Raw genomic sequence first — 23072 nt, 5'->3', positions numbered from 1 at the left:
CAAATACAGCCATTGGACATGCTGAATATAGCGATGTCTATTTTTTTATGCCAATTTTAGGAGGAAATTAAATGAAAACAAAAGAAGAGTTACAATCTGAGATTTCAGACATTAAAAGACAAATTGATTTAAAGGTGAAGTATGCAACGAGAGCACTTAATAACGATGAGTTAGAAAAAGCAGAAAAATTAGAACAAGAAATTACTGATTTACGTTCTCAAATCCAAGAAAAACAAGAAGAATTAGATAAGCTAAAAGAAAAAGATGGAACTTCAGAAAACAATCAACAATCAGTGGAAGTAAACGAAGCACGTACTTATCGAAACCAAGCAAACATTAATGATTTAGGTATTTCGATTCAAAACACAAAGGTAACATCACAAGAAGTTAGAGATTTTACTGAATATCTTGAAACACGCAATGATATTCAAGGTGGTTCGTTAAAAACAGACTCAGGATTTGTAGTTATTCCAGAGGAAATTGTTACAGATATTTTAAAATTAAAAGAGGTTGAGTTTAATCTTGATAAGTATGTGACGGTCAAACGTGTTACAAATGGTTCTGGTAAATATCCGGTAGTACGACAATCAGAAGTTGCAGCCCTTGAAAAAGTTGAAGAATTAGAAGAAAACCCTGAATTAGCAGTTAAACCATTCTTCCAATTAGCATATGACATTAATACACACCGTGGTTACTTCCGAATTTCACGTGAAGCAATCGAAGATGCAAAAGTGAATGTTTTGCAAGAATTGAAACTATGGATGGCGCGAACTATTGCAGCAACACGAAACAAAGCAATTATTGATGTTATCACTAAAGGATCAACGGGTTCTACAAGTTCAGGTTTTGAAAAAGAAGGCAAGAAATTAGAAGTTAAAAAAGCAAAATCTTTAGATGATATTAAAGATGCTATTAACCTGAATGTTAAACCAAATTACGAACATAATGTTGCGATTGTTTCGCAAACTATGTTTGCAAAATTAGACAAAATGAAAGATAAGCTAGGAAACTATTTAATCCAACCAGATGTTAAAGAAAAAACGCAACAGCGTTTATTAGGAGCTAAAATCGAAATTTTACCTGATGAAGTACTAGGGCAAAAAGGTAATAACACTTTGATTATCGGTAACTTAAAAGATGCGATTGTTTTATTTGACCGCTCTCAATACCAAGCATCATGGACTGACTACATGCATTTCGGAGAATGTTTAATGATTGCTGTACGTCAAGACTGTAGAATTCTAGATTATAAATCAGCAATTGTGATTGAATATGATGATAGTGAACGCGGTGAAGGCGATCTTGGCTTAGAAGCATAATAAGCGCTCGATACTTTATAAAGAGGTGATAAACTATGGCAATGTATGAAGTGAAGAAATCTTATACTGACTTGGAAAAAGGCCAGTATTTAAAGTCAGGTAAACGTGTTGAAATGACAGTAAAACGTGCTGAATATGTTAACAAAAAGCTGAAAGAGCATGGAGTAATACTTGAAAGAGTAAAAGAAGAATAGGTGATTGAATGCAATTAACAGCTGAGGAACTTAAGTTATTAAAAAAGCATTGCAAAATAGATCACAATTCAGAGGACGACTTATTAGAAATATATTACTCTTGGGCATTCCATGAAATAGCTAGCGCTGTTACGGATGAACCAAGTAAATATATTGATTGGTTTAAAAGTCATCCTCTATTTGCTCGTGCTATATACCCTTTAGCAAGTTACTATTTTGAAAACCGTATTGCTTATTTGGATAGGGATTTATCGCTTGCGCCACATATGGTTTTAAGTACGGTGCATAAATTGAGAGGTTCATTTGAGCAATTTTTGGAGAGTGAAAATGATGAAATTTAATTCCAATAAATTAAATGAACGTATAGATTTTTGTGAAGATGTAAGCGAGAGAGTGAACGGAAATCCGATGAAACCGAAGACGAAAATATTATACTCTTGTTTCGCTTGCATTCAAGAATCTAAAGAATCCGACACTCAAACGAATCTCAATACAGGTAGCAAATTCATTAAAACTATTATTATCAGAGATACACGAGGTGATTATAAACCAACAAATAAGCATTACGTCTTGCATGAAGGGCAAAGATTTAACATCAAATATGTAAAGCCAGATTATCAAGATAAATCTTATTTGCGTATCTATGGCGAGGTGGTCATTTAATGGGGGCAAGAATTGAAAGTAATAACATCGAACAAGGTTTGAAAAATGCAGTTTTAAAAATGAATTTAAATAGTAATGTAATTGTCAAAGCTGGGGCTATGTCATTAGTCCCGCTTTTAAAAAGTAATACACCTTTTGCGAATACTAAAAAGCATGCTCGCGATCACATAGCTGTTTCTAATGTGAAAACAGACAGACACACAAGTGAGAAAATCGTTACAATTGGTTACGCTAAAGGTGTCTCACATCGTATTCATGCAACAGAATTTGGAACAATGTACCAAAAACCACAATTGTTTATAACAAAAACAGAAAAGCAAGGGAAAAACAAAGTTTTAAAAACAATGCTTGATACTGCTAAGAGGTTGCAAAAATGATTAATGTTACCAAATTAATTAGAAACGCTATTATTGCAAATAACATTACAGATGAAGTGAATGTGTTTAACTACACTATAGATGACCATTTTCACGAAAAAACTGACAAGCCTATTATTCGTATATATCCCTTACCGTTCAATCCTGACACATACGCTGATGATAACGAGATTTCAAGAGAATACCATTACCAAATTGATGTTTGGTGGTCTCAAGATGAACCGAACGAGCAAGCAGAAAAAATTGTTGAGTTACTCAAAGTGATAAATTTTCAATGTTATTACAGAGAACCGTTATACGAGAGTGACGTCATGTCATTCAGACATATTATAAGAGCAAAAGGCTCGATTTTATCAATGAAATTGGAGGAAAATTAAATGATTGAAAAATTGAAACAAGCACCAAGATTTTTAAAATTAAACTTACAACATTTTGCAGATACAGGAGTTTCGGGTATCGCAATTGGGGTATCAAACTTTTATTATGCACCTATTTTAAAAGATACAGAAAATGAATGGGAAACTGGAGCTGGCACACGTATTCGTTTCTTAAAAGAAATTGAAGTAGACCGTCCACAAGATACCGAGGAAGATTATGGGGATGATATGGTCGCAGCAACTGCTGTATCTAATGGTAAACTAAGTGTTAAGACAACATTTGTTACTGTTCCTGCTGACGATAAGGCGTTCTTGAATGGCGCTAAAAAAGGTGTAGGTGGTTATAAATATGGAGCTAAGGATATCCCGCCAGATGTAGCGATTGTATTTGAAAGACGTAATCATGATGAGTCTTCAGAATGGGTTGGCTTGTTCAAAGGTAAATTCACTCGTTCAAGCATCAAAGGGCAAACAAAACAAGATAAAGTTGAATTCCAGAATGACGACGTAGAAGGCAATTTTATTGATCGTTTGTTTGATGAGAGCTCGCATGTTACTGGCTATGATAAAAAAGGAAGCACTACAGGGCGCGATTATGTATTCATGGAAACATTTGGTAAAACTTATGATGAATTCATGTCTAGTCGAGGAGAACAAAATATGGAACCTGTAGAAAAAGAAATGAAAAAAACAGAAAAAGTTGAAGTCACTTCTGTAAACGTCACTGATGAACAAGTTACAGTTAAAGTTGATGCTACTAAACAACTATCAGCCACAACCGAACCATCTGGACAGAAAGTAACTTATGCAGTGACTGAGGGGCAAACGTATGCTAGCGTAACATCAACTGGCCTCGTTAAAGGTTTGGCGGAAGGTAATGCGACCGTTACAGCGACTGCAGGAAAGCAAACTGATACTGTGCAAATTACAGTACAATCTAATTTAGAAATGTAAGTTTTGAGGGCTTAACGCCCTCTTTTTATTTTGGCCAAATTAAAAAGAAAGTAGGAATTTAATAATGGAACGTACATCAATTGAATTAATTACAGGATTTACAAAAACAGGAAAGCCGCAATATCAAAAGTATTTAGCGAAGCCGATTATTACTTTGTTTGAAACAATTCAAGGTTCAAAATTAGGTTTGAAACTTAACAAAGCCTTTAAGGGGGCTGATTTTAAAGATCTAACAGAAGAAGAATTTAATAACTTAAGTGTGACAGAACAGGAAGAATACAGAAACAAGCAAGAAGAATACGAAAACAACATGGCTGTACAAATGGAAGTATTAGAAGAAGTTTTGGATTTCATCGTTGAAGCTTTTGATAATCAATTTACCAGTATAGAACTTCAAAAAGGATTACCAAATGGTCAAGAAGGTATTGAAAAGATTGGACAGTTAATTGGACGAATTACAGGTGGGGAACCTAGCGATACAAAAAAGTTCGTGACAGAGAATCAGAAATAAGAAAAGAAGATTTAACACCTGAAGCTGTCTACAACAATTACAGGAAAATAGCTAAAGATTTGATAGAAAAAGGCATGGATGCAGAAAAAGTGGCTAACATGCCGATACACTTCTTTTTAGACATTGTCGAATCGAAGATTGAAACAAAGCGAACTGCGAAAAGTTTTAAAGATATTTTTTAATCAGCCTTTAAAGGTTGATTTTTTATTTACATCTTGGAAGAAAGGAGGTTTTTAAATGCCTAATCCTATAGGTAATATGGTCATAAAGGTTGATTTAGATGGTTCTGGATTCAATAGAGGTGTGACAGGTTTAAATAGGCAAATGAAAATGGTTTCGCGTGAGCTTTCGGCTAATTTATCACAATTTTCTAGATATGATAATTCATTAGAAAAGTCGAAGATAAAAGTCGAAGGTTTGAGTAAAAAACAAAAAGTTCAAGCCCAGATTACTAAAGAGCTGAAAGATAGTTATGACAAACTTAGTAAAGAAACTGGTGAAAACAGTGCAAAGACACAAGCTGCGGCTGCTAAATACAATGAAGCTTACGCTAAATTAAACCAATATGAGCGAGAGTTAAATCAAGCCACACAAGAATTAAAAGACATGCAAAGAGAGCAGAAAGCATTAAATACTGCAATGGGAAAACTTGGTACCAACTTTAATAATTTTGGTCCTAAACTTCAAGAAATTGGTAACAGTATGAAAAATGTAGGCCGTAACATGACTATGTATGTAACTGCGCCGGTGGTTGCTGGGTTTGCTGTAGCAGCTAAAAAAGGTATTGAATTCGATGACAGTATGAGAAAAGTTAAAGCAACTTCAGGTGCTACTGGGGAAGAGTTTGAAGCTTTGAAGAAAAAGGCTCGCGAAATGGGTGCAACAACAAAATTTAGTGCATCAGATTCGGCTGAAGCATTAAATTACATGGCACTTGCTGGTTGGGATTCTAAGCAAATGATGGAAGGTTTAAGCGGAGTTATGGATTTAGCGGCAGCATCTGGCGAAGAACTGGGAGCAGTAAGTGACATTGTTACAGATGGACTAACGGCATTCGGTTTAAAAGCAAAGGATAGTGGTCATTTTGCGGACATTTTAGCACAAACTAGCTCGAAGGCAAATACGGATGTTAGAGGGCTCGGAGAAGCTTTTAAATATGTCGCTCCTGTAGCAGGTGCGTTAGGTTACACGATTGAAGATACATCTATTGCGATAGGTTTAATGAGTAATGCTGGTATCAAAGGTGAAAAAGCAGGTACAGCGTTACGAACAATGTTCACCAATCTTTCAAGTCCAACTAGAGCTATGGGGAATGAAATGGAACGCTTAGGAATATCTATTACAGATAGTAATGGGAAAATGATTCCTATGCGAAAGCTTTTAGACCAACTGAGGGAAAAATTTAAACATCTTTCAAAAGACCAACAAGCTAGTTCTGCAGCTACAATATTTGGTAAAGAAGCGATGTCAGGAGCATTAGCGATTATAAATGCTTCTGATGAAGACTATCAAAAGTTAACCAAATCTATAGATTCATCTACCGGCGCATCTAAAAGAATGGCCGATACAATGGAATCTGGTTTAGGTGGGAAATTAAGAACTTTAAGGTCGCAATTAGAAGAACTAGCCTTAACGATTTATGACAGAATAGAACCAGCACTAAAGATTATAGTAAGTGCTTTTAGCAAAGTAGTGACATGGGTTACTAAATTACCAACGTCAATTCAATTAGCGGTTGTTGGGTTTGGATTATTTGCAGCAGTTTTAGGTCCTTTAGTTTTTATGTTCGGTTTATTTATCAGCGTGATGGGGAATGCAATGACAGTTTTAGGACCCTTGTTAATAAACGTTAATAAAGCTGGTGGTTTATTCGCGCTTTTAAGAACTAAAATCGCATCACTTGTTAAACTATTTCCGATTTTAGGTGTGTCGATATCAAGTTTAACGTTACCTATAACATTAATTGTAGGTGCATTAGTTGGTATTGGCATAGCTTTCTATCAAGCTTATAAACGTTCAGAAACTTTTAGAAATATTGTAAATCAGGCAATCTCTGGTGTAGCAAACGCATTTAAAGCAGCTAAACTAGCGTTACAAGGTTTCTTTGATTTATTCAAAGGTGATAGTAAAGGCGCGGTTACCCTAGAGAAGATATTTCCACCCGAAACTGTAGCAGGAATACAAAATGTAGTTAATACGATTAGAACAACTTTCTTTAAAGTAGTTGATGCAATCGTTGGTTTCGCCAAAGAGATAGGCGCTCAATTAGCCTCTTTCTGGAAAGAGAACGGCTCAGAAATAACACAAGCTTTGCAAAATATAGCTGGTTTCATTAAAGCAACCTTTGAATTTATTTTTAACTTTATTATTAAACCAATCATGTTTGCGATTTGGCAAGTGATGCAATTTATTTGGCCGGCGGTTAAAGCTTTGATTGTCAGCACTTGGGAAAATATCAAAGGTGTAATACAAGGGGCTATTAATATTATTTTGGGTATTATCAAAGTGTTCTCTAGTCTTTTCACAGGAAACTGGCGAGGCGTTTGGGACGGCATTGTAATGATACTGAAAGGTACTGTGCAGTTAATTTGGAATTTAATACAACTGTGGTTTGTAGGTAAAATTCTAGGTGTAGTGAGATACTTTGGTGGATTACTTAAAGGTTTAATATCCGGTATCTGGAGTGTTATCAAAGGTATCTTTACAAAATCTTTATCGGCAATTTGGAATGCGACGAAAAGTATTTTTGGTTTCTTATTCAATAGTGTTAAATCTATTTTCACTAATATGAAAAACTGGTTATCTAGTACGTGGAATAATATCAAAAGCAATACCGTCGGCAAGGCTCATTCGTTATTTACGGGTGCAAGGTCTAAATTCACAAGTTTATGGAATGCGACGAAAGATATATTTACTAAATTAAGAAATTGGATGTCAAACATCTGGAACTCTATTAAAGATAACACTGTAGGTATAGCTGGTCGCTTATGGGATAGAGTACGTAACATCTTTGGAAGCATGCGTGACGGTTTAAAATCTATCATTGGTAAAATTAAAGATCATATCGGTGGTATGGTAGACGCTGTTAAAAGAGGTCTTAATAAATTAATTGAAGGTTTAAACTGGGTCGGTGGTAAGTTGGGTATGGACAAAATACCGAAGTTACACACTGGTACTGAACATACGCATACTACTACAAGATTAGTTAAGAACGGTAAGATTGCGCGGGATACGTTCGCTACGGTTGGGGATAAAGGACGTGGAAATGGTCCGAATGGTTTCAGAAATGAAATGATTGAATTCCCTAATGGCAAACGGGTACTTACGCCTAATACAGATACGACAGCGTACTTACCTAAAGGTTCAAAAGTATATAACGGCGCACAAACTTATTCAATGTTAAATGGAACGCTTCCAAGATTTAGCATAGGTACTATGTGGAAAGATATTAAATCCGGTGCATCATCGGCATTTAACTGGACAAAAGATCAAATAGGTAAAGGTACAAAGTGGCTTGGCGATAAAGTTGATGATGTCATGGACTTTATCGATAATCCAGGCAAACTTTTAAATTATGTACTTCAAGCGTTTGGAGTTGATTTCAGTTCTCTAACTAAAGGTATGGGTATTGCTGGCGATATAACAAAAGCTGCATGGTCTAAGATTAAGAAAAGTGCAATCAAGTGGCTTGAGGATGCTTTCGCAGAGTCGGGTGATGGCGGTGTATTAGATATGAGTAAATTACGTTACTTATACGGTCACACTGCTGCTTATACACGAGAAACCGGACGCCCATTCCATGAAGGTCTGGATTTTGATTACATTTACGAACCTGTTCCATCAACCATTAATGGTAGAGCACAAGTTATGCCTTTTCATAATGGTGGTTATGGAAAATGGGTGAAAATTGTAAAGGGCACCTTAGAAGTTATTTATGCACATTTATCTAAATATAAAGTTAAAACTGGTCAACAAGTTAGGGTCGGCCAGACTGTTGGTATATCGGGGAATACGGGGTTTAGTACAGGACCTCACGTACATTATGAGATGCGTTGGAATGGAAGACATAGAGACCCGTTACCGTGGTTAAGAAAGAATAATGGGGGCGGCAAAAGTACACCCGATGGTAATGGTGCAGCTAATGCTAGACGAGCTATTAAGGCTGCTCAAAATATTTTAGGAGGAAGGTATAAGGCGAGTTGGATTACTAACGAGATGATGCGTGTTGCGAGTCGTGAATCCAATTATACAGCTAATGCAGTCAATAATTGGGATAGCAACGCAAGAGCTGGTATACCTTCAAGAGGTATGTTCCAAATGATAGATCCTTCATTTAGAGCGTACGCAAAGTCGGGTTACAATAACCCTCTCAACCCAACTCATCAAGCTATATCGGCTATGAGATATATTGTGGGTAAATGGGTACCAAGAACAGGCTCATGGAGAGCTGCGTTCAAACGCGCTGGTGATTACGCATATGCTACTGGTGGCAAAGTCTATAACGGATTGTATCACTTAGGGGAAGAAGGATATCCAGAGTGGATAATACCTACTGATCCAAGTAGAGCGAACGAAGCACACAAATTATTAGCTTTAGCTGCTAACGATATTGATAACCGCTCTAAAAATAAGCGACCAAACAACTTACCAAATCCAAGTATAAGTAATAGTGATACAAACTATATTCATACATTGGAGAATAAACTGGATGCGGTTATTAATTGTTTGGTTAGTTTGGTTGAGTCTAATCAAGTTATTGCAGATAAGGATTACGAACCAGTTATTAATAAGTATGTGTTTGAAGATGAGGTAAATAATTCTATCGATAAACGAGAGCGTCACGAATCTACAAGAGTTAGATTTAGAAGAGGAGGCACGATAATCTAATGCAAGATACAATTCAAATAGACAATAAAACAATTGGATGGCTGGTTGTGCAAAGAGGGTTCGAGATACCCTCTTTTAATTTTGTTACTGAAAAAGAAAACGTAAAAGGTAGAGCGGGATCTATTGTTAAGAATCGTTATTTAAATGATATCGAATTTGATTTACCATTAATTATTCGAAACGAAAAATTGTCACCAGGTGGAGAAAAAACACACGATGATATATTAGAAGCATTGGTCAAGTTCTTCAATATTAAAGATTTAACACCTAAAAAACTTAAATTCAAATCTCAAAACTGGTATTGGTTTGCATATTTTGATGGTCCATTAAAATTACCGAAAAACCCAAGAGGTTCAGTGAAGTTCACTATAAAAGTAGTGTTAACAGATCCTTATAAATACTCGGTAACTGGAAACAAAAACACCGCGATTTCAGACCAAGTTTCAGTTGTAAATAGTGGGACTGCTGACACTCCTTTAATTGTTGAAGCCCGAGCAATTAAACCATCTAGTTACTTTATGATCACTAAAAATGATGAAGATTATTTTATGGTTGGTGATGATGAGGTAACCAAAGAAGTTAAGGATTACATGCCTCCTGTTTATCATAGTGAGTTTCGTGATTTCAAAGGTTGGACTAAGATGATTACTGAAGATATTCCAAGTAATGACTTAGGTGGTAAGGTCGGCGGTGACTTTGTGATATCCAATCTTGGCGAAGGATATAAAGCAACTAATTTTCCTGATGCAAAAGGTTGGGTTGGTGCTGGCACGAAACGAGGGCTCCCTAAAGCGATGACAGATTTTCAAATTACCTATAAATGTATTGTTGAACAAAAAGGTAAAGGTGCCGGAAGAACAGCACAACATATTTATGATAGTGATGGTAAGTTACTTGCTTCTATTGGTTATGAAAATAAATATCATGATAGAAAAATAGGACATATTGTTGTTACGTTGTATAACCAAAAAGGAGACCCCAAAAAGATATACGACTATCAGAATAAACCGATAATGTATAACTTGGACAGAATCGTTGTTTATATGCGGCTCAGAAGAGTAGGTAATAAATTTTCTATTAAAACTTGGAAATTTGATCACATTAAAGACCCAGATAGACGTAAACCTATTGATATGGATGAGAAAGAGTGGATAGATGGCGGTAAGTTTTATCAGCGTCCAGCTTCTATCATAGCTATCTATAGTGCGAAGTATAATGGTTATAAGTGGATGGAGATGAATGGATTAGGTTCATTCAATACGGAGATTCTACCAAAACCGAAAGGCGCAAGGGATGTCATTATACAAAAAGGTGATTTAGTGAAAATAGATATGCAAGCAAAAAGTGTTGTCATCAATGAGGAACCAATGTTGAGCGAGAAATCGTTTGGAAGTAATTATTTCAATGTTGATTCTGGGTACAGTGAATTAATCATACAACCTGAAAATGTCTTTGATACGACGGTTAAATGGCAAGATAGATATTTATAGAAAGGAGATGAGAGTGTGATACATGTTTTAGATTTTAACGACAAGATTATAGATTTCCTTTCTACTGATGACCCTTCCTTAGTTAGAGCGATTCATAAACGTAATGTTAATGACAATTCAGAAATGCTTGAACTGCTCATATCATCAGAAAGAGCTGGAAAGTTCCGTGAACGACATCGTGTTATTATAAGGGATTCAAACAAACAATGGCGTGAATTTATTATTAACTGGGTTCAAGATACGATGGACGGCTACACAGAGATAGAATGTATAGCGTCTTATCTTGCTGATATAACAACAGCTAAACCGTATGCACCAGGCAAATTTGAGAAAAAGACAACTTCAGAAGCATTGAAAGATGTGTTGAGCGATACAGGTTGGGAAGTTTCTGAACAAACCGAATACGATGGCTTACGTACTACGTCATGGACTTCTTATCAAACTAGATATGAAGTTTTAAAGCAATTATGTACAACCTATAAAATGGTATTGGATTTTTATATAGAGCTTAGTTCTAATACCGTCAAAGGTAGATATGTGGTACTCAAAAAGAAAAACAGCTTATTCAAAGGTAAAGAAATTGAGTATGGTAAAGATTTGGTTGGGTTAACTAGGAAGATTGATATGTCAGAAATCAAAACAGCATTAATTGCTGTGGGACCCGAAAATGACAAAGGAAAGCGTTTAGAGTTAGTTGTGACTGATGACGAAGCACAAAGTCAATTCAACTTACCTACCCGTTATATTTGGGGAATATACGAACCTCAATCAGATGATCAAAATATGAATGAAACACGGTTGCGTTCTTTAGCCAAAACAGAGTTAAATAAACGTAAGTCGGCAGTTATGTCATATGAGATTACTTCTACTGATTTGGAAGTTACGTATCCGCACGAGATTATATCAATTGGTGATACAGTCAGAGTAAAACATAGAGATTTTAACCCGCCATTGTATGTAGAGGCAGAAGTTATTGCCGAAGAATATAACATAATTTCAGAAAATAGCACATATACATTCGGTCAACCTAAAGAGTTCAAAGAATCAGAATTACGAGAAGAGTTTAACAAGCGATTGAACATAATACATCAAAAGTTAAACGATAATATTAGCAATATCAACACTATAGTTAAAGATGTTGTAGATGGTGAATTAGAATACTTTGAACACAAAATACACAAAAGTGATACACCGCCAGAAAATCCAGTCAATGATATGCTTTGGTATGATACAAGTAACCCTGATGTTGCTGTCTTGCGTAGATATTGGAATGGTCGATGGATTGAAGCAACACCAAATGATGTTGAAAAATTAGGTGGTATAACAAGAGAGAAAGCGCTATTCAGTGAATTAAACAATATTTTTATTAATTTATCTATACAACACGCTAGTCTTTTGTCAGAAGCTACAGAATTACTGAATAGCGAGTACTTAGTAGATAATGATTTGAAAGCGGACTTACAAGCAAGTTTAGACGCTGTGATTGATGTTTATAATCAAATTAAAAATAATTTAGAATCTATGACACCCGAAACTGCAACGATTGGTCGGTTGGTAGATACACAAGCTTTATTTCTTGAGTATAGAAAGAAATTACAAGATGTTTATACAGATGTAGAAGATGTCAAAATCGCCATTTCAGATAGATTTAAATTATTACAGTCACAATACACTGATGAAAAATATAAAGAAGCGTTGGAAATAATAGCAACAAAATTTGGTTTAACGGTGAATGAAGATTTGCAGTTAGTCGGAGAACCTAATGTTGTTAAATCAGCTATTGAAGCAGCTAGAGAATCCACAAAAGAACAATTACGTGACTATGTAAAAACATCGGACTATAAAACAGACAAAGACGGTATTGTTGAACGTTTAGATACTGCTGAAGCTGAGAGAACGACTTTAAAAGGTGAAATCAAAGATAAAGTTACGTTAAACGAATATCGAAACGGATTGGAAGAACAAAAACAATATACTGATGACCAGTTAAGTGATTTGTCCAATAATCCTGAGATTAAAGCAAGTATTGAACAAGCAAATCAAGAAGCGCAAGAAGCTTTAAAATCATACATTGACGCTCAAGATGATCTTAAAGAGAAGGAATCGCAAGCGTATGCTGATGGTAAAATTTCGGAAGAAGAGCAACGCGCTATACAAGATGCTCAAGCTAAACTTGAAGAGGCAAAACAAAACGCAGAACTAAAGGCTAGAAACGCTGAAAAGAAAGCTAATGCTTATACAGACAACAAGGTCAAAGAAAGCACAGATGCACAGAGGAAAACACTGACTCGCTATGGTTCTCAAATTATACAAAATGGTAAGGAAATCAAATTAAGAACTACTAAAGAAGAGTTTAATGCAACCAATCGTACACTTTCAAATATATTAAACGAGATTGTTCAAAATGTTACAGATGGAACAACAATCAGATATGATGATAACGGAGTGGCTCAAGCTTTGAATGTGGGGCCACGTGGTATTAGATTAAATGCTGATAAAATTGATATTAACGGTAATAGAGAAATAAACCTTCTTATCCAAAATATGCGAGATAAAGTAGATAAAACCGATATTGTCAACAGCCTTAATTTATCAAGAGAGGGTCTTGATATCAATGTTAATAGAATTGGAATTAAAGGCGGTGACAATAACAGATATGTTCAAATACAGAATGATTCTATTGAACTAGGTGGTATTGTGCAACGTACTTGGAGAGGGAAACGTTCAACAGACGATATTTTTACGCGACTGAAAGACGGTCACCTGAGATTTAGAAATAACACCGCTGGCGGTTCACTTTATATGTCACATTTTGGTATTTCGACTTATATTGATGGTGAAGGTGAAGACGGTGGTTCATCTGGTACGATTCAATGGTGGGATAAAACTTACAGTGATAGTGGCATGAATGGTATAACAATCAATTCCTATGGTGGTGTCGTTGCACTAACGTCAGATAATAATCGGGTTGTTCTGGAGTCTTACGCTTCATCGAATATCAAAAGCAAACAGGCACCGGTGTATTTATATCCAAACACAGACAAAGTGCCTGGATTAAACCGATTTGCATTCACGCTGTCTAATGCAGATAATGCTTATTCGAGTGACGGTTATATTATGTTTGGTTCTGATGAGAACTATGATTACGGTGCGGGTATCAGGTTTTCTAAAGAAAGAAATAAAGGTCTTGTTCAAATTGTTAATGGACGATATGCAACAGGTGGAGATACAACAATCGAAGCAGGGTATGGCAAATTTAATATGCTGAAACGACGTGATGGTAATAGGTATATTCATATACAGAGTACAGACCTACTGTCTGTAGGTTCAGATGATGCAGGAGATAGGATAGCTTCTAACTCAATTTATAGACGTACTTATTCGTCCGCAGCTAATTTGCATATTACTTCTGCTGGCACAATTGGGCGTTCGACATCAGCGCGTAAATACAAGTTATCTATCGAAAATCAATATAACGATAGAGATGAACAACTGGAACATTCAAAAGCTATTCTTAACTTACCTATTAGAACGTGGTTTGATAAAGCTGAGTCTGAAATTTTAGCTAGAGAGCTGAGAGAAGATAGAAAATTATCGGAAGACACCTATAAACTTGATAGATACGTAGGTTTGATTGCTGAAGAGGTGGAGAATTTAGGATTAAAAGAGTTTGTCACGTATGATGACAAAGGAGAAATTGAAGGTATAGCGTATGATCGTCTATGGATTCATCTTATCCCTGTTATCAAAGAACAACAACTAAGAATCAAGAAATTGGAGGAGTCAAAGAATGAAGGATAACAAACAAGGATTACAAGCTAATCCTGAATATACAATTCATTATTTATCACAGGAAATTATGAGGTTAACACAAGAAAACGCGATGTTAAAAGCGTATATACAAGAAAATAAAGAAAATCAACAATGTGCTGAGGAAGAGTAATCCTTAGCACTATTTTTATACAAAAATTTAAGGAGGTCATTTAATTATGGCAAAAGAAATTATCAACAATACAGAAAGGTTTATTTTAGTACAAATCGACAAAGAAGGTACAGAACGTGTAGTATATCAAGATTTCACAGGAAGTTTTACAACGTCCGATTCAGCAAGTTATGCACAAGATTTTAAATCTGAGGAAAACGCTAAAAAGATTGCTGAAACTTTAAATCTTTTATATCAATTAACAGGCAATCAAAACGGTGTGAAAGTTGTGAAAGAAGTTGTGGATAGAACTGACTTGTCATCTGATAAATCAGTTGATAGCGAAACAATGTAACTATACTAAGTTATGAGCATTACGCTCATAGCTTTCTTAGAAAGTAGGTGTAGTTTTGGATGATATTCAGAAAATAAAAAAAGAGCTTTCTGAATTAGTTGAACGTGTTGATGATGTTGAAATACTAGCAAACGAAACAGCTGATCATGTGCTTGAACTTAGAGAGGAACATAAGCAACATCATAATGAACTAAGAGAATCTCATAAAGAACTTAAAGATAAGCAAGATAAAGTTGTAGATGAGAATTTAGAGCAAACAAAGATATTAAACAGAATTGAAGAAAGATATCAAACGCAAGTAGATGTTGCGCAAAAAAATGAAGAAAAGACACTCGCCCAAAATAAATGGCTCGTAGGTGCCATATGGGCGCTTGTAACAATTGTTATGATTGCAGTCATTACTGCATCAATTACTGCGTTATTACCTTAAGGGAGGTGGACATAATGAGTTGGGCAAGATGGTTATCATGTTATTTGTATGGTCGTAAATGTAAATAATGTTTTTGGTCAGTGCATCGGCACTGGCTTTTTATTTATTGTTGTAATTATGGTAATATGCAGAAGTGAGCAAGTTGGATAGATGGTGGCTATCTGAGTATAAGGAGGTGGTGCCTATGTTGGCATTACTGAAATCTTTAGAAAGGAGACGCCTAATGATTACAATTAGTACCATGTTGCAGTTTGGTTTATTCCTTATTGCATTGATAGGTCTAGTAATCAAGCTTATTGAATTAAGCAATAAAAAATAACCATCGCTAACTTTGGCTGGTTTCGATGGTTAAATGGTTATTAATTTAATCTTTAATCTAAAATAGCCACCGTCTTTTTAACGGGCTCACTAGGGTAACATGTTTGCGCATGTTGCCCTTTTTCTATATATAAATTAACACACCATAATATAAATATCAAATAGACGGCTTATTAGTCGTCTTTTTATTTTGGATAAAAGGAGATAAGAATATGATTAATTGGAAAATTAGAATGAAACAAAAATCATTTTGGGTAGCGATATTGTCAGCTATCTTTTTATTTGCTCAAAACATCGCCAAAGCTATTGGGTATGATATTCAAGTTTATACAGAGCAATTAACAGACGGTTTAAACGCTATATTAGGATTTTTAGTATTAACTGGTGTGATTCAAGACCCGACTACTAAAGGTATAGGTGATAGCCACCAAGCTTTAGAATATGAAGAACCAAGAAGAAAATACTAGGAGGTAAAATAATGAAAACATACAGTGAAGCAAGAGCAAGGTTACGTTGGTATCAAGGTAGATATATTGATTTTGACGGTTGGTATGGTTACCAATGTGCAGATTTAGCAGTTGATTACATTTATTGGTTGTTAGAAATTAGAATGTGGGGAAATGCAAAAGATGCAATCAATAACGATTTTAAAAACATGGCAACAGTATATGAAAACACACCATCGTTTGTTCCACAAATAGGTGATGTGGCTGTATTTACCAAAGGAATATATAAACAATACGGTCATATTGGTTTAGTGTTTAATGGTGGTAATACAAATCAATTTTTAATTTTGGAACAGAACTATGACGGTAACGCAAATACGCCTGCAAAGTTACGTTGGGATAATTATTACGGCTGTACTCACTTTATTAGACCTAAGTATAAAAGTGAGGGCTTAATGAATAAGATCACAAATAAAGTTAAACCACCTGCTCAAAAAGCAGTCGGTAAATCTGCAAGTAAAATAACAGTTGGAAGTAAAGCGCCTTATAACCTTAAATGGTCAAAAGGTGCTTATTTTAATGCGAAAATCGACGGCTTAGGTGCTACTTCAGCCACTAGATACGGTGATAATCGTACTAACTATAGATTCGATGTTGGACAGGCTGTATACGCGCCTGGAACATTAATATATGTGTTTGAAATTATAGATGGTTGGTGTCGCATTTATTGGAACAATCATAATGAGTGGATATGGCATGAGAGATTGATTGTGAAAGAAGTGTTTTAATTCTTAGGTTAAAATGTTAAATATTTGTTAATTATTTTTTAATGTAAGTTTAGTTTCTTTTAATATTTTATTGATTTTTAATATTTTCTCAATATAAAATGAAGTTGTTGATATTTATCATCTTAAATAAGGGTGTTAGCTATAAAAAGAGATAAATAAAAACAAATATATTATATTTGGAGGAAGCGCCATGCTCAAAAGAAGTTTATTATTTTTAACTGTTTTATTGTTATTATTCTCATTTTCTTCAATTACTAATGAGGTAAGTGCATCAAGTTCATTCGACAAAGGAAAATATAAAAAAGGCGATGACGCGAGTTATTTTGAACCAACAGGCCCGTATTTGATGGTAAATGTGGCTGGAGTTGATGGTAAAGGAAATGAATTGCTATCCCCTCATTATGTCGAGTTTCCTATTAAACCTGGGACTACACTTACAAAAGAAAAAATTGAATACTATGTCGAATGGGCATTAGATGCGACAGCATATAAAGAGTTTAGAGTAGTTGAATTAGATCCAAGCGCAAAGATCGAAGTCACTTATTATGATAAGAATAAGAAAAAAGAAGAAACGAAGTCTTTCCCTATAACAGAAAAAGGTTTTGTTGTCCCAGATTTATCAGAGCATATTAAAAACCCTGGATTCAACTTAATTACAAAGGTTGTTATAGAAAAGAAATAAAACAAAATAGTTGTTTATTATAGAAAGCAATGTCTTGATTGAATATGTGTAGTGAAAATTATCTTTCATCAAATTCTCATTCATGCACGAATGGTTCTTCCCCACCTAATCAGATATTAGGTGACTTATGGGGAGAAATCAGTTAGGATGAAAAAGTGGATAATCCTTTTTTAGGCAGGTACTTCGGTACTTGCCTATTTTTTTATGTTATAATCTTTCTAGACGTATTCAAAGGACGTCTTTTTAGATTGTATGTTATAGCTAGCTTTCGGGCTAGTTTTTTGCTATGATGTGTTACACATGCATCAACTATTTACATCTATCCTTGTTCACCCAAGCATGTCACTGGGTGTTTTTTTCTTATGATAGAGAGCATAGTTTTCATACTACTCCCCCGTAGTATATATGACTTTAGCATTCCCGTATAATAGTTTACGGGGTGCTTTTTATGTTATAATTAAGTGTATATAGTAGGAGTGAACTATATAGCCTGTTAAGTGGCCTAGTAACCTAACACTTATCCTGCAATTGATATCCTTTTTGCCCTTCACTCGATACATATATCTCAACAACATAGAAATATTACAGTCGCTACACCGCATCTTAAATGGTGTGGTTATTTTTATTGGAAGTGTGTATCAGGTATCAGTAATGTTAAAACACCAGCTAAAAATGAAAAGAATTCACCAGTGCCAGCAGGTTATACACTCGATAAAAACAATGTACCGTATAAAAAAGAGACTGGTTATTACACAGTTGCCAATGTTAAAGGTAATAACGTGAGGGATGGCTATTCAACTAATTCAAGAATTACAGGTGTATTACCCAATAACGCAACGATCAAATATGACGGCGCATATTGCATTAATGGCTATAGATGGATTACTTATATTGCTAATAATGGACAACGTTGTTATATAGCGACAAGAGAGGTAGACAAGGCAGGTAATAGAATAAGCAGTTTTGGTAATTTTAGCGCACTTTGAAAAAAAGTGTGTAAAGTTTCATATGAAGTTAATTAATTTATTATAGAATAGTTTGAAATTATGCTATAATCATTTTAGACACAGCAATGTGTTCAAATTTTCATCTATTCATAAGCTAGCCTTCGGGCTAGTTTTTTTGTGCTATATATTTGTTTTAATTAAATAAAATTAGATAATGCAATAGTAGCCATTTTATGTTAATATTACCTTGGGCGTTTTCAAGGAGCGCCTTTCATTTTTTATGTATTGCTCCCCTTCGGGCTAGTATATTAAATTTATTTTTGCGCTTTCCAAATCAATGTATATGTGTTATATTGTTTATGGGAAGTAGGTAAGCATTTCGGTGCTTACCTTTTTTTGTTTTTCTATAAATACAATAAGGTATGTCAATTTGATAATTTATTAATTTTCATTTAATAAGAAGATCTATATAGTTAATGAATAATTAATGTACTTTTTTTTAGTTAGTCATTAAAATAAATTAGTACTAATTACTAAGGAGAATAAAAAATGAAAATTAGAAAATCTATACTTGCGGGAACTTTAGCAATCGTTTTAGCATCACCACTAGTAACTAATCTAGATAAAAATGAGGCACAAGCTAGCACAAGCTTGCCAACATCGAATGAATATCAAAACGAAAAGTTAGCTAATGAATTAAAATCGTTATTAGATGAACTAAATGTTAATGAATTAGCTACTGGAAGTTTAAACACTTATTATAAGCGAACTATAAAAATTTCAGGTCAAAAAGCAATGTATGCTCTTAAGTCAAAAGACTTTAAGAAAATGTCAGAAGCAAAATATCAACTTCAAAAGATTTATAATGAAATTGACGAAGCACTAAAAAGTAAATATTAAAAAACCACCCGTAAAAGGGTGGTTTTAATTTTCTAGATAATATAAAAGTGTTCATAAATAAAACAGTATAGGTAAACAATAAAGTATTGAAAAAAGTAAGTTTAATATGAAAATTGTTAAATGAACGACATCTTTTGTTTTTATAAATATCAAGAAAATAATCAAACTCAAAATAAATAACGTAACTGTAGTCATAGGCGTCCATACATAATCAGCATTAGTCATTAAGAATGGTGCGGCCATTATGAAAAAATTTATAATGCAGATGAAATAGACAATTAGACTATAAATTAGGTAAATAACAATACACACCCTTCATAAATAAATAATTTAAATCCTATATATTTTAACAAAAGTAAAACACAGAAGTGTAGAAAATAAAAAATATTGGTAAATAAAATCAATAAGTTTAACCAATATGTTGCTCGCTTCATACCGTATATTGCAACAAAAATTCCGATCAAGAAAAATATAGCCCCTATGATAAAACAGAAATCCGATGCTGAATTATTAAAAAATGAGGTGTTTAGAGTTAGAAAATGAGTTAATGAGTTGACTATAACTAATAAGATATTAATTATATTTGTATGGTTCTTCACATGATACCTCCAAGTAAAAAAATCTAATTAATAAAGTGAATGCTTGATGAACAAGCAGTTATTCCAAACAGAATCAATAAGAAAAGTAGAATCAACATGCTAATGCCCCATAAACAACCCTTTTCACTTTCACTATTATTAATTTCTTGACTTCTTTTAAAGATATTATTACTTTTACATTCTTTAGTTGTTTTAAATTTCACGTTTTTATTACTTCCTTTTGTTTAAAAGTTTACAATGAATTTTTGATTATAATAATATATTCAAAATAGTACTATCTAGTTTGATATGTCAAGCAATATTATTATAAAATTGGAATTCTGAGTTGTCTACTCTAATTTATTATATTTACCTATAAAAATACACCTCAAAAAATAGATTTTTCAGTCTAGCTTTTGGGGTGTACATTCCACACAAACATGTGATTATTTTGATGTTTCTATTAAACTTGTAATTTTAAATTTAAAGTCCCTAAAAAGTCCCTAAAATTTTATTTTATATGAGGTATTATTGATAATGATAAAGTTATAAACCTTGATATTATGCTGTTTTACTTTTTGAATGATAAGTAATTTTATGTTAAAAGTCTCCAGTTTGAATACAAAACGGTCGATAACATATAAACGTTATGACTAACTAACTTCAAATCAGTATCATCTTTCTTAGATTCGGCTTTGGCACTATTGTCAGTAAGTGCACCAACTAATAATAAATTTGCTAATGCAAGTGTTGCAACTTTTTTTAGTGAATTGGATTTTGTTTTTTTCACCATCATTATCACTCCTTTTATATAGCTTACAACAAAATAGATGCAAAATTGATTAACTAAATTTAAATTAATTATTAAATCGAATTTATATTTTTAAGCAAATGTTTTTTGAGTATAAAGATGCTGTAAATATAATCGACAAATGTAATCGGAATTAAGAAATGAATGTTGTTATGACATTTAAGTTTGAAGATTGGTATAAACAAAACCAAACAACATTTTAGGTATTGTAAATTAATTAGTTAATCAAAATTAAAAGAACTTTTAACAGTGTTAAAAAATTATTGTTAAAGATAATTTATTATTAATATTCAGTTAATTCAAAAAATAGAGAAAGTCTGGCTATAATTAAGTTGCAATTACGAATTACACAAAAAAGGAGAGATAATTTATGAAATTTAAGTCATTGATTACAACAACTTTAGCATTAGGTGTTTTAGCATCAACAGGTGCAAACTTTAATAATAATGAAGCGTCTGCCGCAGCTAAGCCATTAGATAAATCATCAAGTTCGTTACACCATGGATATTCTAAAGTCCATGTTCCATATGCAATCACTGTGAACGGTACAAGCCAAAATATTTTATCAAGCTTAACATTTAATAAGAATCAAAATATTAGTTATAAAGATTTAGAGGATAGAGTTAAATCAGTTTTAAAATCAGACAGAGGTATTAGTGATATAGATTTAAGACTATCGAAGCAAGCGAAATATACTGTTTACTTTAAAAATGGAGCAAAAAGAGTTATCGATTTGAAAGCAGGTATTTACACAGCTGATTTAATTAATACAAGTGAAATTAAAGCTATTAATATTAACGTAGATACTAAAAAGCAAGTTGAAGATAAAAAGAAAGATAAAGCAAATTACCAAGTTCCATACACAATTACTGTGAACGGTACAAGCCAAAATATTTTATCAAACTTAACATTTAATAAGAATCAAAATATTAGTTACAAAGATTTAGAGGGTAAAGTTAAATCAGTTTTAGAATCAAATAGAGGTATTACCGATGTTGATTTAAGACTATCAAAGCAAGCGAAATATACAGTTAATTTTAAAAATGGAACGAAGAAAGTTATTGATTTGAAAGCAGGTATTTACACAGCGAACTTAATAAATTCAAGTGATATTAAAAGTATCGATATTAACGTAGATACAAAAAAACATGTCGAAAATAAAGCTAAAAGAAACTATCAAGTTCCATATTCAATTAATTTAAATGGTACATCTACAAACATTTTATCGAATCTTTCATTTTCAAATAAACCTTGGAAGAATTATAAAGATTTAACTAGTCAAATAAAATCAGTACTGAAGCATGATAGAGGTATTAGTGAACAAGATTTAAAATATGCTAAGAAAGCTTATTATACTGTTTATTTTAAAAATGGTGGTAAAAGAATCTTACAGTTAAATTCAAAAAATTACACAGCAAACTTAGTTCATGCGAAAGATGTTAAGAGAATTGAAATTACTGTTAAAACAGGACCTAAAGCGAAAGCAGACAGATATGTACCATACACAATTGCAGTAAATGGCACATCAACACCAATTTTATCTAAATTAAAACTGTCTCAAAAGGAATTAATTAGTTACAAATATTTAAATGACAAAGTGAAATCTGTATTAAAAAGTGAAAGAGGCATCAGTGATCTTGACTTAAAATTTGCGAAACAAGCAAAATATACAGTACATTTCAAAAATGGAAAGAAACAAGTAGTGAATTTAAAATCAGACATCTTTACACCTAATTTATTTAGTGCCAAAGATATTAAAAAGATTGATATTGATGTAAAACAACACACTAAATCAAAAAAAAAATAAATAAATCTAATAATGTGAAATTCCCAGTAACAATAAATAAATTTGAAAACTTAGTTTCAAATGAATTTGTGTTCTATAATGCAAGCAAAATTACAATTAATGACTTAAGTATAAAACTTAAATCAGCAATGGCAAATGATCAAGGGATTACTAAACATGACATAGGGCTTGCTGAACGCGCAGTGTATAAAGTGTATTTTAAAAATGGTTCGTCAAAATATGTAGACTTAAAAACTAAGTATAAAGATGGAAAAGTATTTAAAGCAACTGACATTAAAAAGGTAGATATTGAACTTAAATTCTAATCTTTAATTTT

Annotated in this window: 27 protein-coding genes and 1 pseudogene; 23 read left to right on the top strand and 5 right to left on the bottom strand. The window is 33.4% G+C overall.

The features are described from left to right. Positions 1–71 precede the first annotated feature (71 nt). The 16 genes from IDG45_RS05175 (at position 72) to pepG1 (ending at position 15798) form a co-directional block, all read left to right on the top strand. A complete protein-coding gene (locus IDG45_RS05175) occupies positions 72–1319 on the top strand; it encodes a phage major capsid protein (protein WP_000849950.1) in 1248 nt (415 codons plus the stop codon). A 35-nt stretch (positions 1320–1354) separates the two neighbouring features. Beyond that, positions 1355–1513, top strand: a complete 159-nt coding sequence (locus IDG45_RS05170) for a hypothetical protein (protein ID WP_001252099.1) — start codon at positions 1355–1357, stop codon at positions 1511–1513. 8 nt (positions 1514–1521) lie between these two features. Beyond that, complete coding sequence (locus IDG45_RS05165) at positions 1522–1854, top strand: head-tail connector protein (protein ID WP_001177483.1); 333 nt, start codon at positions 1522–1524, stop codon at positions 1852–1854. After that, the gene (locus IDG45_RS05160; RefSeq protein ID WP_000975314.1) at positions 1841–2176 is read left to right on the top strand and encodes a phage head completion protein; all 336 of its coding nucleotides are present in this window, start codon (positions 1841–1843) and stop codon (positions 2174–2176) included. Before IDG45_RS05165 ends, IDG45_RS05160 begins: the two co-directional genes overlap by 14 nt. Beyond that, on the top strand, positions 2176–2553 hold the full coding sequence (locus IDG45_RS05155; RefSeq protein ID WP_000501244.1) for an HK97-gp10 family putative phage morphogenesis protein: 378 nt from the start codon (positions 2176–2178) through the stop codon (positions 2551–2553). Before IDG45_RS05160 ends, IDG45_RS05155 begins: the two co-directional genes overlap by 1 nt. Continuing rightward, positions 2550–2930 carry a hypothetical protein gene (locus IDG45_RS05150; protein ID WP_000611452.1) on the top strand — a complete coding sequence of 127 codons (381 nt, stop codon included), beginning with the start codon at positions 2550–2552 and terminating at the stop codon, positions 2928–2930. Before IDG45_RS05155 ends, IDG45_RS05150 begins: the two co-directional genes overlap by 4 nt. Next, positions 2931–3884: a major tail protein gene (locus IDG45_RS05145; RefSeq protein WP_000570652.1), complete on the top strand. Its 954-nt coding sequence runs from the start codon at positions 2931–2933 to the stop codon at positions 3882–3884. It abuts the gene before it with no gap. Positions 3885–3948: 64 nt separating this feature from the next. Further along, on the top strand, positions 3949–4395 hold the full coding sequence (gpG, locus tag IDG45_RS05140) for a phage tail assembly chaperone G (RefSeq protein WP_000442602.1): 447 nt from the start codon (positions 3949–3951) through the stop codon (positions 4393–4395). A gap of 59 nt (positions 4396–4454) precedes the next feature. Next, positions 4455–4577, top strand: a complete 123-nt coding sequence (gene gpGT, locus IDG45_RS05135) for a phage tail assembly chaperone GT (protein ID WP_000570353.1) — start codon at positions 4455–4457, stop codon at positions 4575–4577. 55 nt (positions 4578–4632) lie between these two features. Continuing rightward, positions 4633–9282: a phage tail tape measure protein gene (locus tag IDG45_RS05130; RefSeq protein WP_054193856.1), complete on the top strand. Its 4650-nt coding sequence runs from the start codon at positions 4633–4635 to the stop codon at positions 9280–9282. Beyond that, a complete protein-coding gene (locus IDG45_RS05125; protein ID WP_001154327.1) occupies positions 9282–10772 on the top strand; it encodes a phage distal tail protein in 1491 nt (496 codons plus the stop codon). Before IDG45_RS05130 ends, IDG45_RS05125 begins: the two co-directional genes overlap by 1 nt. A gap of 15 nt (positions 10773–10787) precedes the next feature. Then, positions 10788–14573: a phage tail spike protein gene (locus IDG45_RS05120; protein WP_000582192.1), complete on the top strand. Its 3786-nt coding sequence runs from the start codon at positions 10788–10790 to the stop codon at positions 14571–14573. Beyond that, positions 14563–14715 carry a hypothetical protein gene (locus IDG45_RS05115; RefSeq protein WP_000654329.1) on the top strand — a complete coding sequence of 51 codons (153 nt, stop codon included), beginning with the start codon at positions 14563–14565 and terminating at the stop codon, positions 14713–14715. Before IDG45_RS05120 ends, IDG45_RS05115 begins: the two co-directional genes overlap by 11 nt. Before the next feature lie 46 nt (positions 14716–14761). Next, the gene (locus tag IDG45_RS05110) at positions 14762–15049 is read left to right on the top strand and encodes a hypothetical protein (protein ID WP_001040255.1); all 288 of its coding nucleotides are present in this window, start codon (positions 14762–14764) and stop codon (positions 15047–15049) included. A 55-nt stretch (positions 15050–15104) separates the two neighbouring features. Next, complete coding sequence (locus IDG45_RS05105) at positions 15105–15479, top strand: hypothetical protein (RefSeq protein ID WP_000340977.1); 375 nt, start codon at positions 15105–15107, stop codon at positions 15477–15479. 184 nt (positions 15480–15663) lie between these two features. Beyond that, positions 15664–15798 (top strand): type I toxin-antitoxin system toxin PepG1, encoded by a 135-nt coding sequence (pepG1, locus tag IDG45_RS05100; protein WP_000880504.1) that lies wholly within the window; start codon positions 15664–15666, stop codon positions 15796–15798. A gap of 52 nt (positions 15799–15850) precedes the next feature. Here pepG1 and IDG45_RS05095 read toward each other — a convergent pair whose 3' ends face one another. Then, a complete protein-coding gene (locus tag IDG45_RS05095; protein ID WP_031762631.1) occupies positions 15851–15958 on the bottom strand; it encodes a hypothetical protein in 108 nt (35 codons plus the stop codon). 51 nt (positions 15959–16009) lie between these two features. Here IDG45_RS05095 and IDG45_RS05090 point away from each other — a divergent pair, with 51 nt between their 5' ends. The 5 genes and pseudogenes from IDG45_RS05090 to scn all read left to right on the top strand — a co-directional run bounded on the left by IDG45_RS05090 (position 16010) and on the right by scn (position 19560). Then, positions 16010–16264, top strand: coding sequence for a phage holin (locus IDG45_RS05090; RefSeq protein ID WP_000611512.1), 255 nt, complete (start codon positions 16010–16012; stop codon positions 16262–16264). An 11-nt stretch (positions 16265–16275) separates the two neighbouring features. After that, a complete protein-coding gene (locus tag IDG45_RS05085; RefSeq protein ID WP_000861038.1) occupies positions 16276–17031 on the top strand; it encodes a CHAP domain-containing protein in 756 nt (251 codons plus the stop codon). A gap of 190 nt (positions 17032–17221) precedes the next feature. After that, positions 17222–17713 (top strand): staphylokinase domain-containing protein, encoded by a 492-nt coding sequence (gene sak / locus IDG45_RS05080; RefSeq protein ID WP_206171566.1) that lies wholly within the window; start codon positions 17222–17224, stop codon positions 17711–17713. Between the two features lie 647 nt (positions 17714–18360). Continuing rightward, positions 18361–18699, top strand: a pseudogene (locus tag IDG45_RS05075) (SH3 domain-containing protein); the annotation flags it as partial. Positions 18700–19209: 510 nt separating this feature from the next. Next, positions 19210–19560, top strand: a complete 351-nt coding sequence (scn, locus tag IDG45_RS05070; protein WP_000702263.1) for a complement inhibitor SCIN-A — start codon at positions 19210–19212, stop codon at positions 19558–19560. A gap of 51 nt (positions 19561–19611) precedes the next feature. Here scn and IDG45_RS05065 read toward each other — a convergent pair whose 3' ends face one another. The 4 genes from IDG45_RS05065 to IDG45_RS05055 all read right to left on the bottom strand — a co-directional run bounded on the left by IDG45_RS05065 (position 19612) and on the right by IDG45_RS05055 (position 20931). Beyond that, the gene (locus tag IDG45_RS05065) at positions 19612–19872 is read right to left on the bottom strand and encodes a hypothetical protein (RefSeq protein WP_001791826.1); all 261 of its coding nucleotides are present in this window, start codon (positions 19870–19872) and stop codon (positions 19612–19614) included. Further along, positions 19851–20159 (bottom strand): hypothetical protein, encoded by a 309-nt coding sequence (locus IDG45_RS14065; protein ID WP_001789576.1) that lies wholly within the window; start codon positions 20157–20159, stop codon positions 19851–19853. Before IDG45_RS14065 ends, IDG45_RS05065 begins: the two co-directional genes overlap by 22 nt. 23 nt (positions 20160–20182) lie before the next feature. Beyond that, positions 20183–20362 carry a hypothetical protein gene (locus IDG45_RS05060; RefSeq protein ID WP_000669791.1) on the bottom strand — a complete coding sequence of 60 codons (180 nt, stop codon included), beginning with the start codon at positions 20360–20362 and terminating at the stop codon, positions 20183–20185. Between the two features lie 371 nt (positions 20363–20733). After that, a complete protein-coding gene (locus IDG45_RS05055) occupies positions 20734–20931 on the bottom strand; it encodes a hypothetical protein (protein ID WP_000239611.1) in 198 nt (65 codons plus the stop codon). Positions 20932–21319: 388 nt separating this feature from the next. Between IDG45_RS05055 and eap the strand changes: the two genes are divergently transcribed. Both eap and IDG45_RS05045 read left to right on the top strand, forming a co-directional pair. Continuing rightward, positions 21320–22756, top strand: coding sequence for an extracellular adherence protein Eap/Map (gene eap, locus IDG45_RS05050; RefSeq protein ID WP_046463167.1), 1437 nt, complete (start codon positions 21320–21322; stop codon positions 22754–22756). 14 nt (positions 22757–22770) lie between these two features. Next, complete coding sequence (locus tag IDG45_RS05045) at positions 22771–23061, top strand: MAP domain-containing protein (protein ID WP_000671713.1); 291 nt, start codon at positions 22771–22773, stop codon at positions 23059–23061. Positions 23062–23072 lie beyond the last annotated feature (11 nt).

Source organism: Staphylococcus sp. EG-SA-10 (genome assembly GCF_017151945.1).
GTDB lineage: Bacteria > Bacillota > Bacilli > Staphylococcales > Staphylococcaceae > Staphylococcus > Staphylococcus aureus.
The sequence above is the reverse complement of the archived record's forward strand: the minus strand, read 5'-3'. Positions and strand labels throughout refer to the sequence as shown.

Bases quoted from the DNA above. Each gene is read 5' to 3' on its own strand.
- IDG45_RS05125 (WP_001154327.1), top strand. From the start codon at position 9,282: ATGCAAGATACAATTCAAATAGACAATAAAACAATTGGATGGCTGGTT.
- IDG45_RS05150 (WP_000611452.1), top strand. From the start codon at position 2,550: ATGATTAATGTTACCAAATTAATTAGAAACGCTATTATTGCAAATAAC.
- IDG45_RS05115 (WP_000654329.1), top strand. From the start codon at position 14,563: ATGAAGGATAACAAACAAGGATTACAAGCTAATCCTGAATATACAATT.
- IDG45_RS05130 (WP_054193856.1), top strand. From the start codon at position 4,633: ATGCCTAATCCTATAGGTAATATGGTCATAAAGGTTGATTTAGATGGT.
- IDG45_RS05155 (WP_000501244.1), top strand. From the start codon at position 2,176: ATGGGGGCAAGAATTGAAAGTAATAACATCGAACAAGGTTTGAAAAAT.
- gpG (WP_000442602.1), top strand. From the start codon at position 3,949: ATGGAACGTACATCAATTGAATTAATTACAGGATTTACAAAAACAGGA.
- IDG45_RS05055 (WP_000239611.1), bottom strand. From the start codon at position 20,931: ATGGTGAAAAAAACAAAATCCAATTCACTAAAAAAAGTTGCAACACTT.
- IDG45_RS05145 (WP_000570652.1), top strand. From the start codon at position 2,931: ATGATTGAAAAATTGAAACAAGCACCAAGATTTTTAAAATTAAACTTA.
- IDG45_RS05090 (WP_000611512.1), top strand. From the start codon at position 16,010: ATGATTAATTGGAAAATTAGAATGAAACAAAAATCATTTTGGGTAGCG.
- IDG45_RS05165 (WP_001177483.1), top strand. From the start codon at position 1,522: ATGCAATTAACAGCTGAGGAACTTAAGTTATTAAAAAAGCATTGCAAA.
- pepG1 (WP_000880504.1), top strand. From the start codon at position 15,664: ATGTTGGCATTACTGAAATCTTTAGAAAGGAGACGCCTAATGATTACA.
- scn (WP_000702263.1), top strand. From the start codon at position 19,210: ATGAAAATTAGAAAATCTATACTTGCGGGAACTTTAGCAATCGTTTTA.
- eap (WP_046463167.1), top strand. From the start codon at position 21,320: ATGAAATTTAAGTCATTGATTACAACAACTTTAGCATTAGGTGTTTTA.
- IDG45_RS05110 (WP_001040255.1), top strand. From the start codon at position 14,762: ATGGCAAAAGAAATTATCAACAATACAGAAAGGTTTATTTTAGTACAA.
- sak (WP_206171566.1), top strand. From the start codon at position 17,222: ATGCTCAAAAGAAGTTTATTATTTTTAACTGTTTTATTGTTATTATTC.
- IDG45_RS05175 (WP_000849950.1), top strand. From the start codon at position 72: ATGAAAACAAAAGAAGAGTTACAATCTGAGATTTCAGACATTAAAAGA.
- IDG45_RS05160 (WP_000975314.1), top strand. From the start codon at position 1,841: ATGATGAAATTTAATTCCAATAAATTAAATGAACGTATAGATTTTTGT.
- IDG45_RS05085 (WP_000861038.1), top strand. From the start codon at position 16,276: ATGAAAACATACAGTGAAGCAAGAGCAAGGTTACGTTGGTATCAAGGT.
- IDG45_RS05170 (WP_001252099.1), top strand. From the start codon at position 1,355: ATGGCAATGTATGAAGTGAAGAAATCTTATACTGACTTGGAAAAAGGC.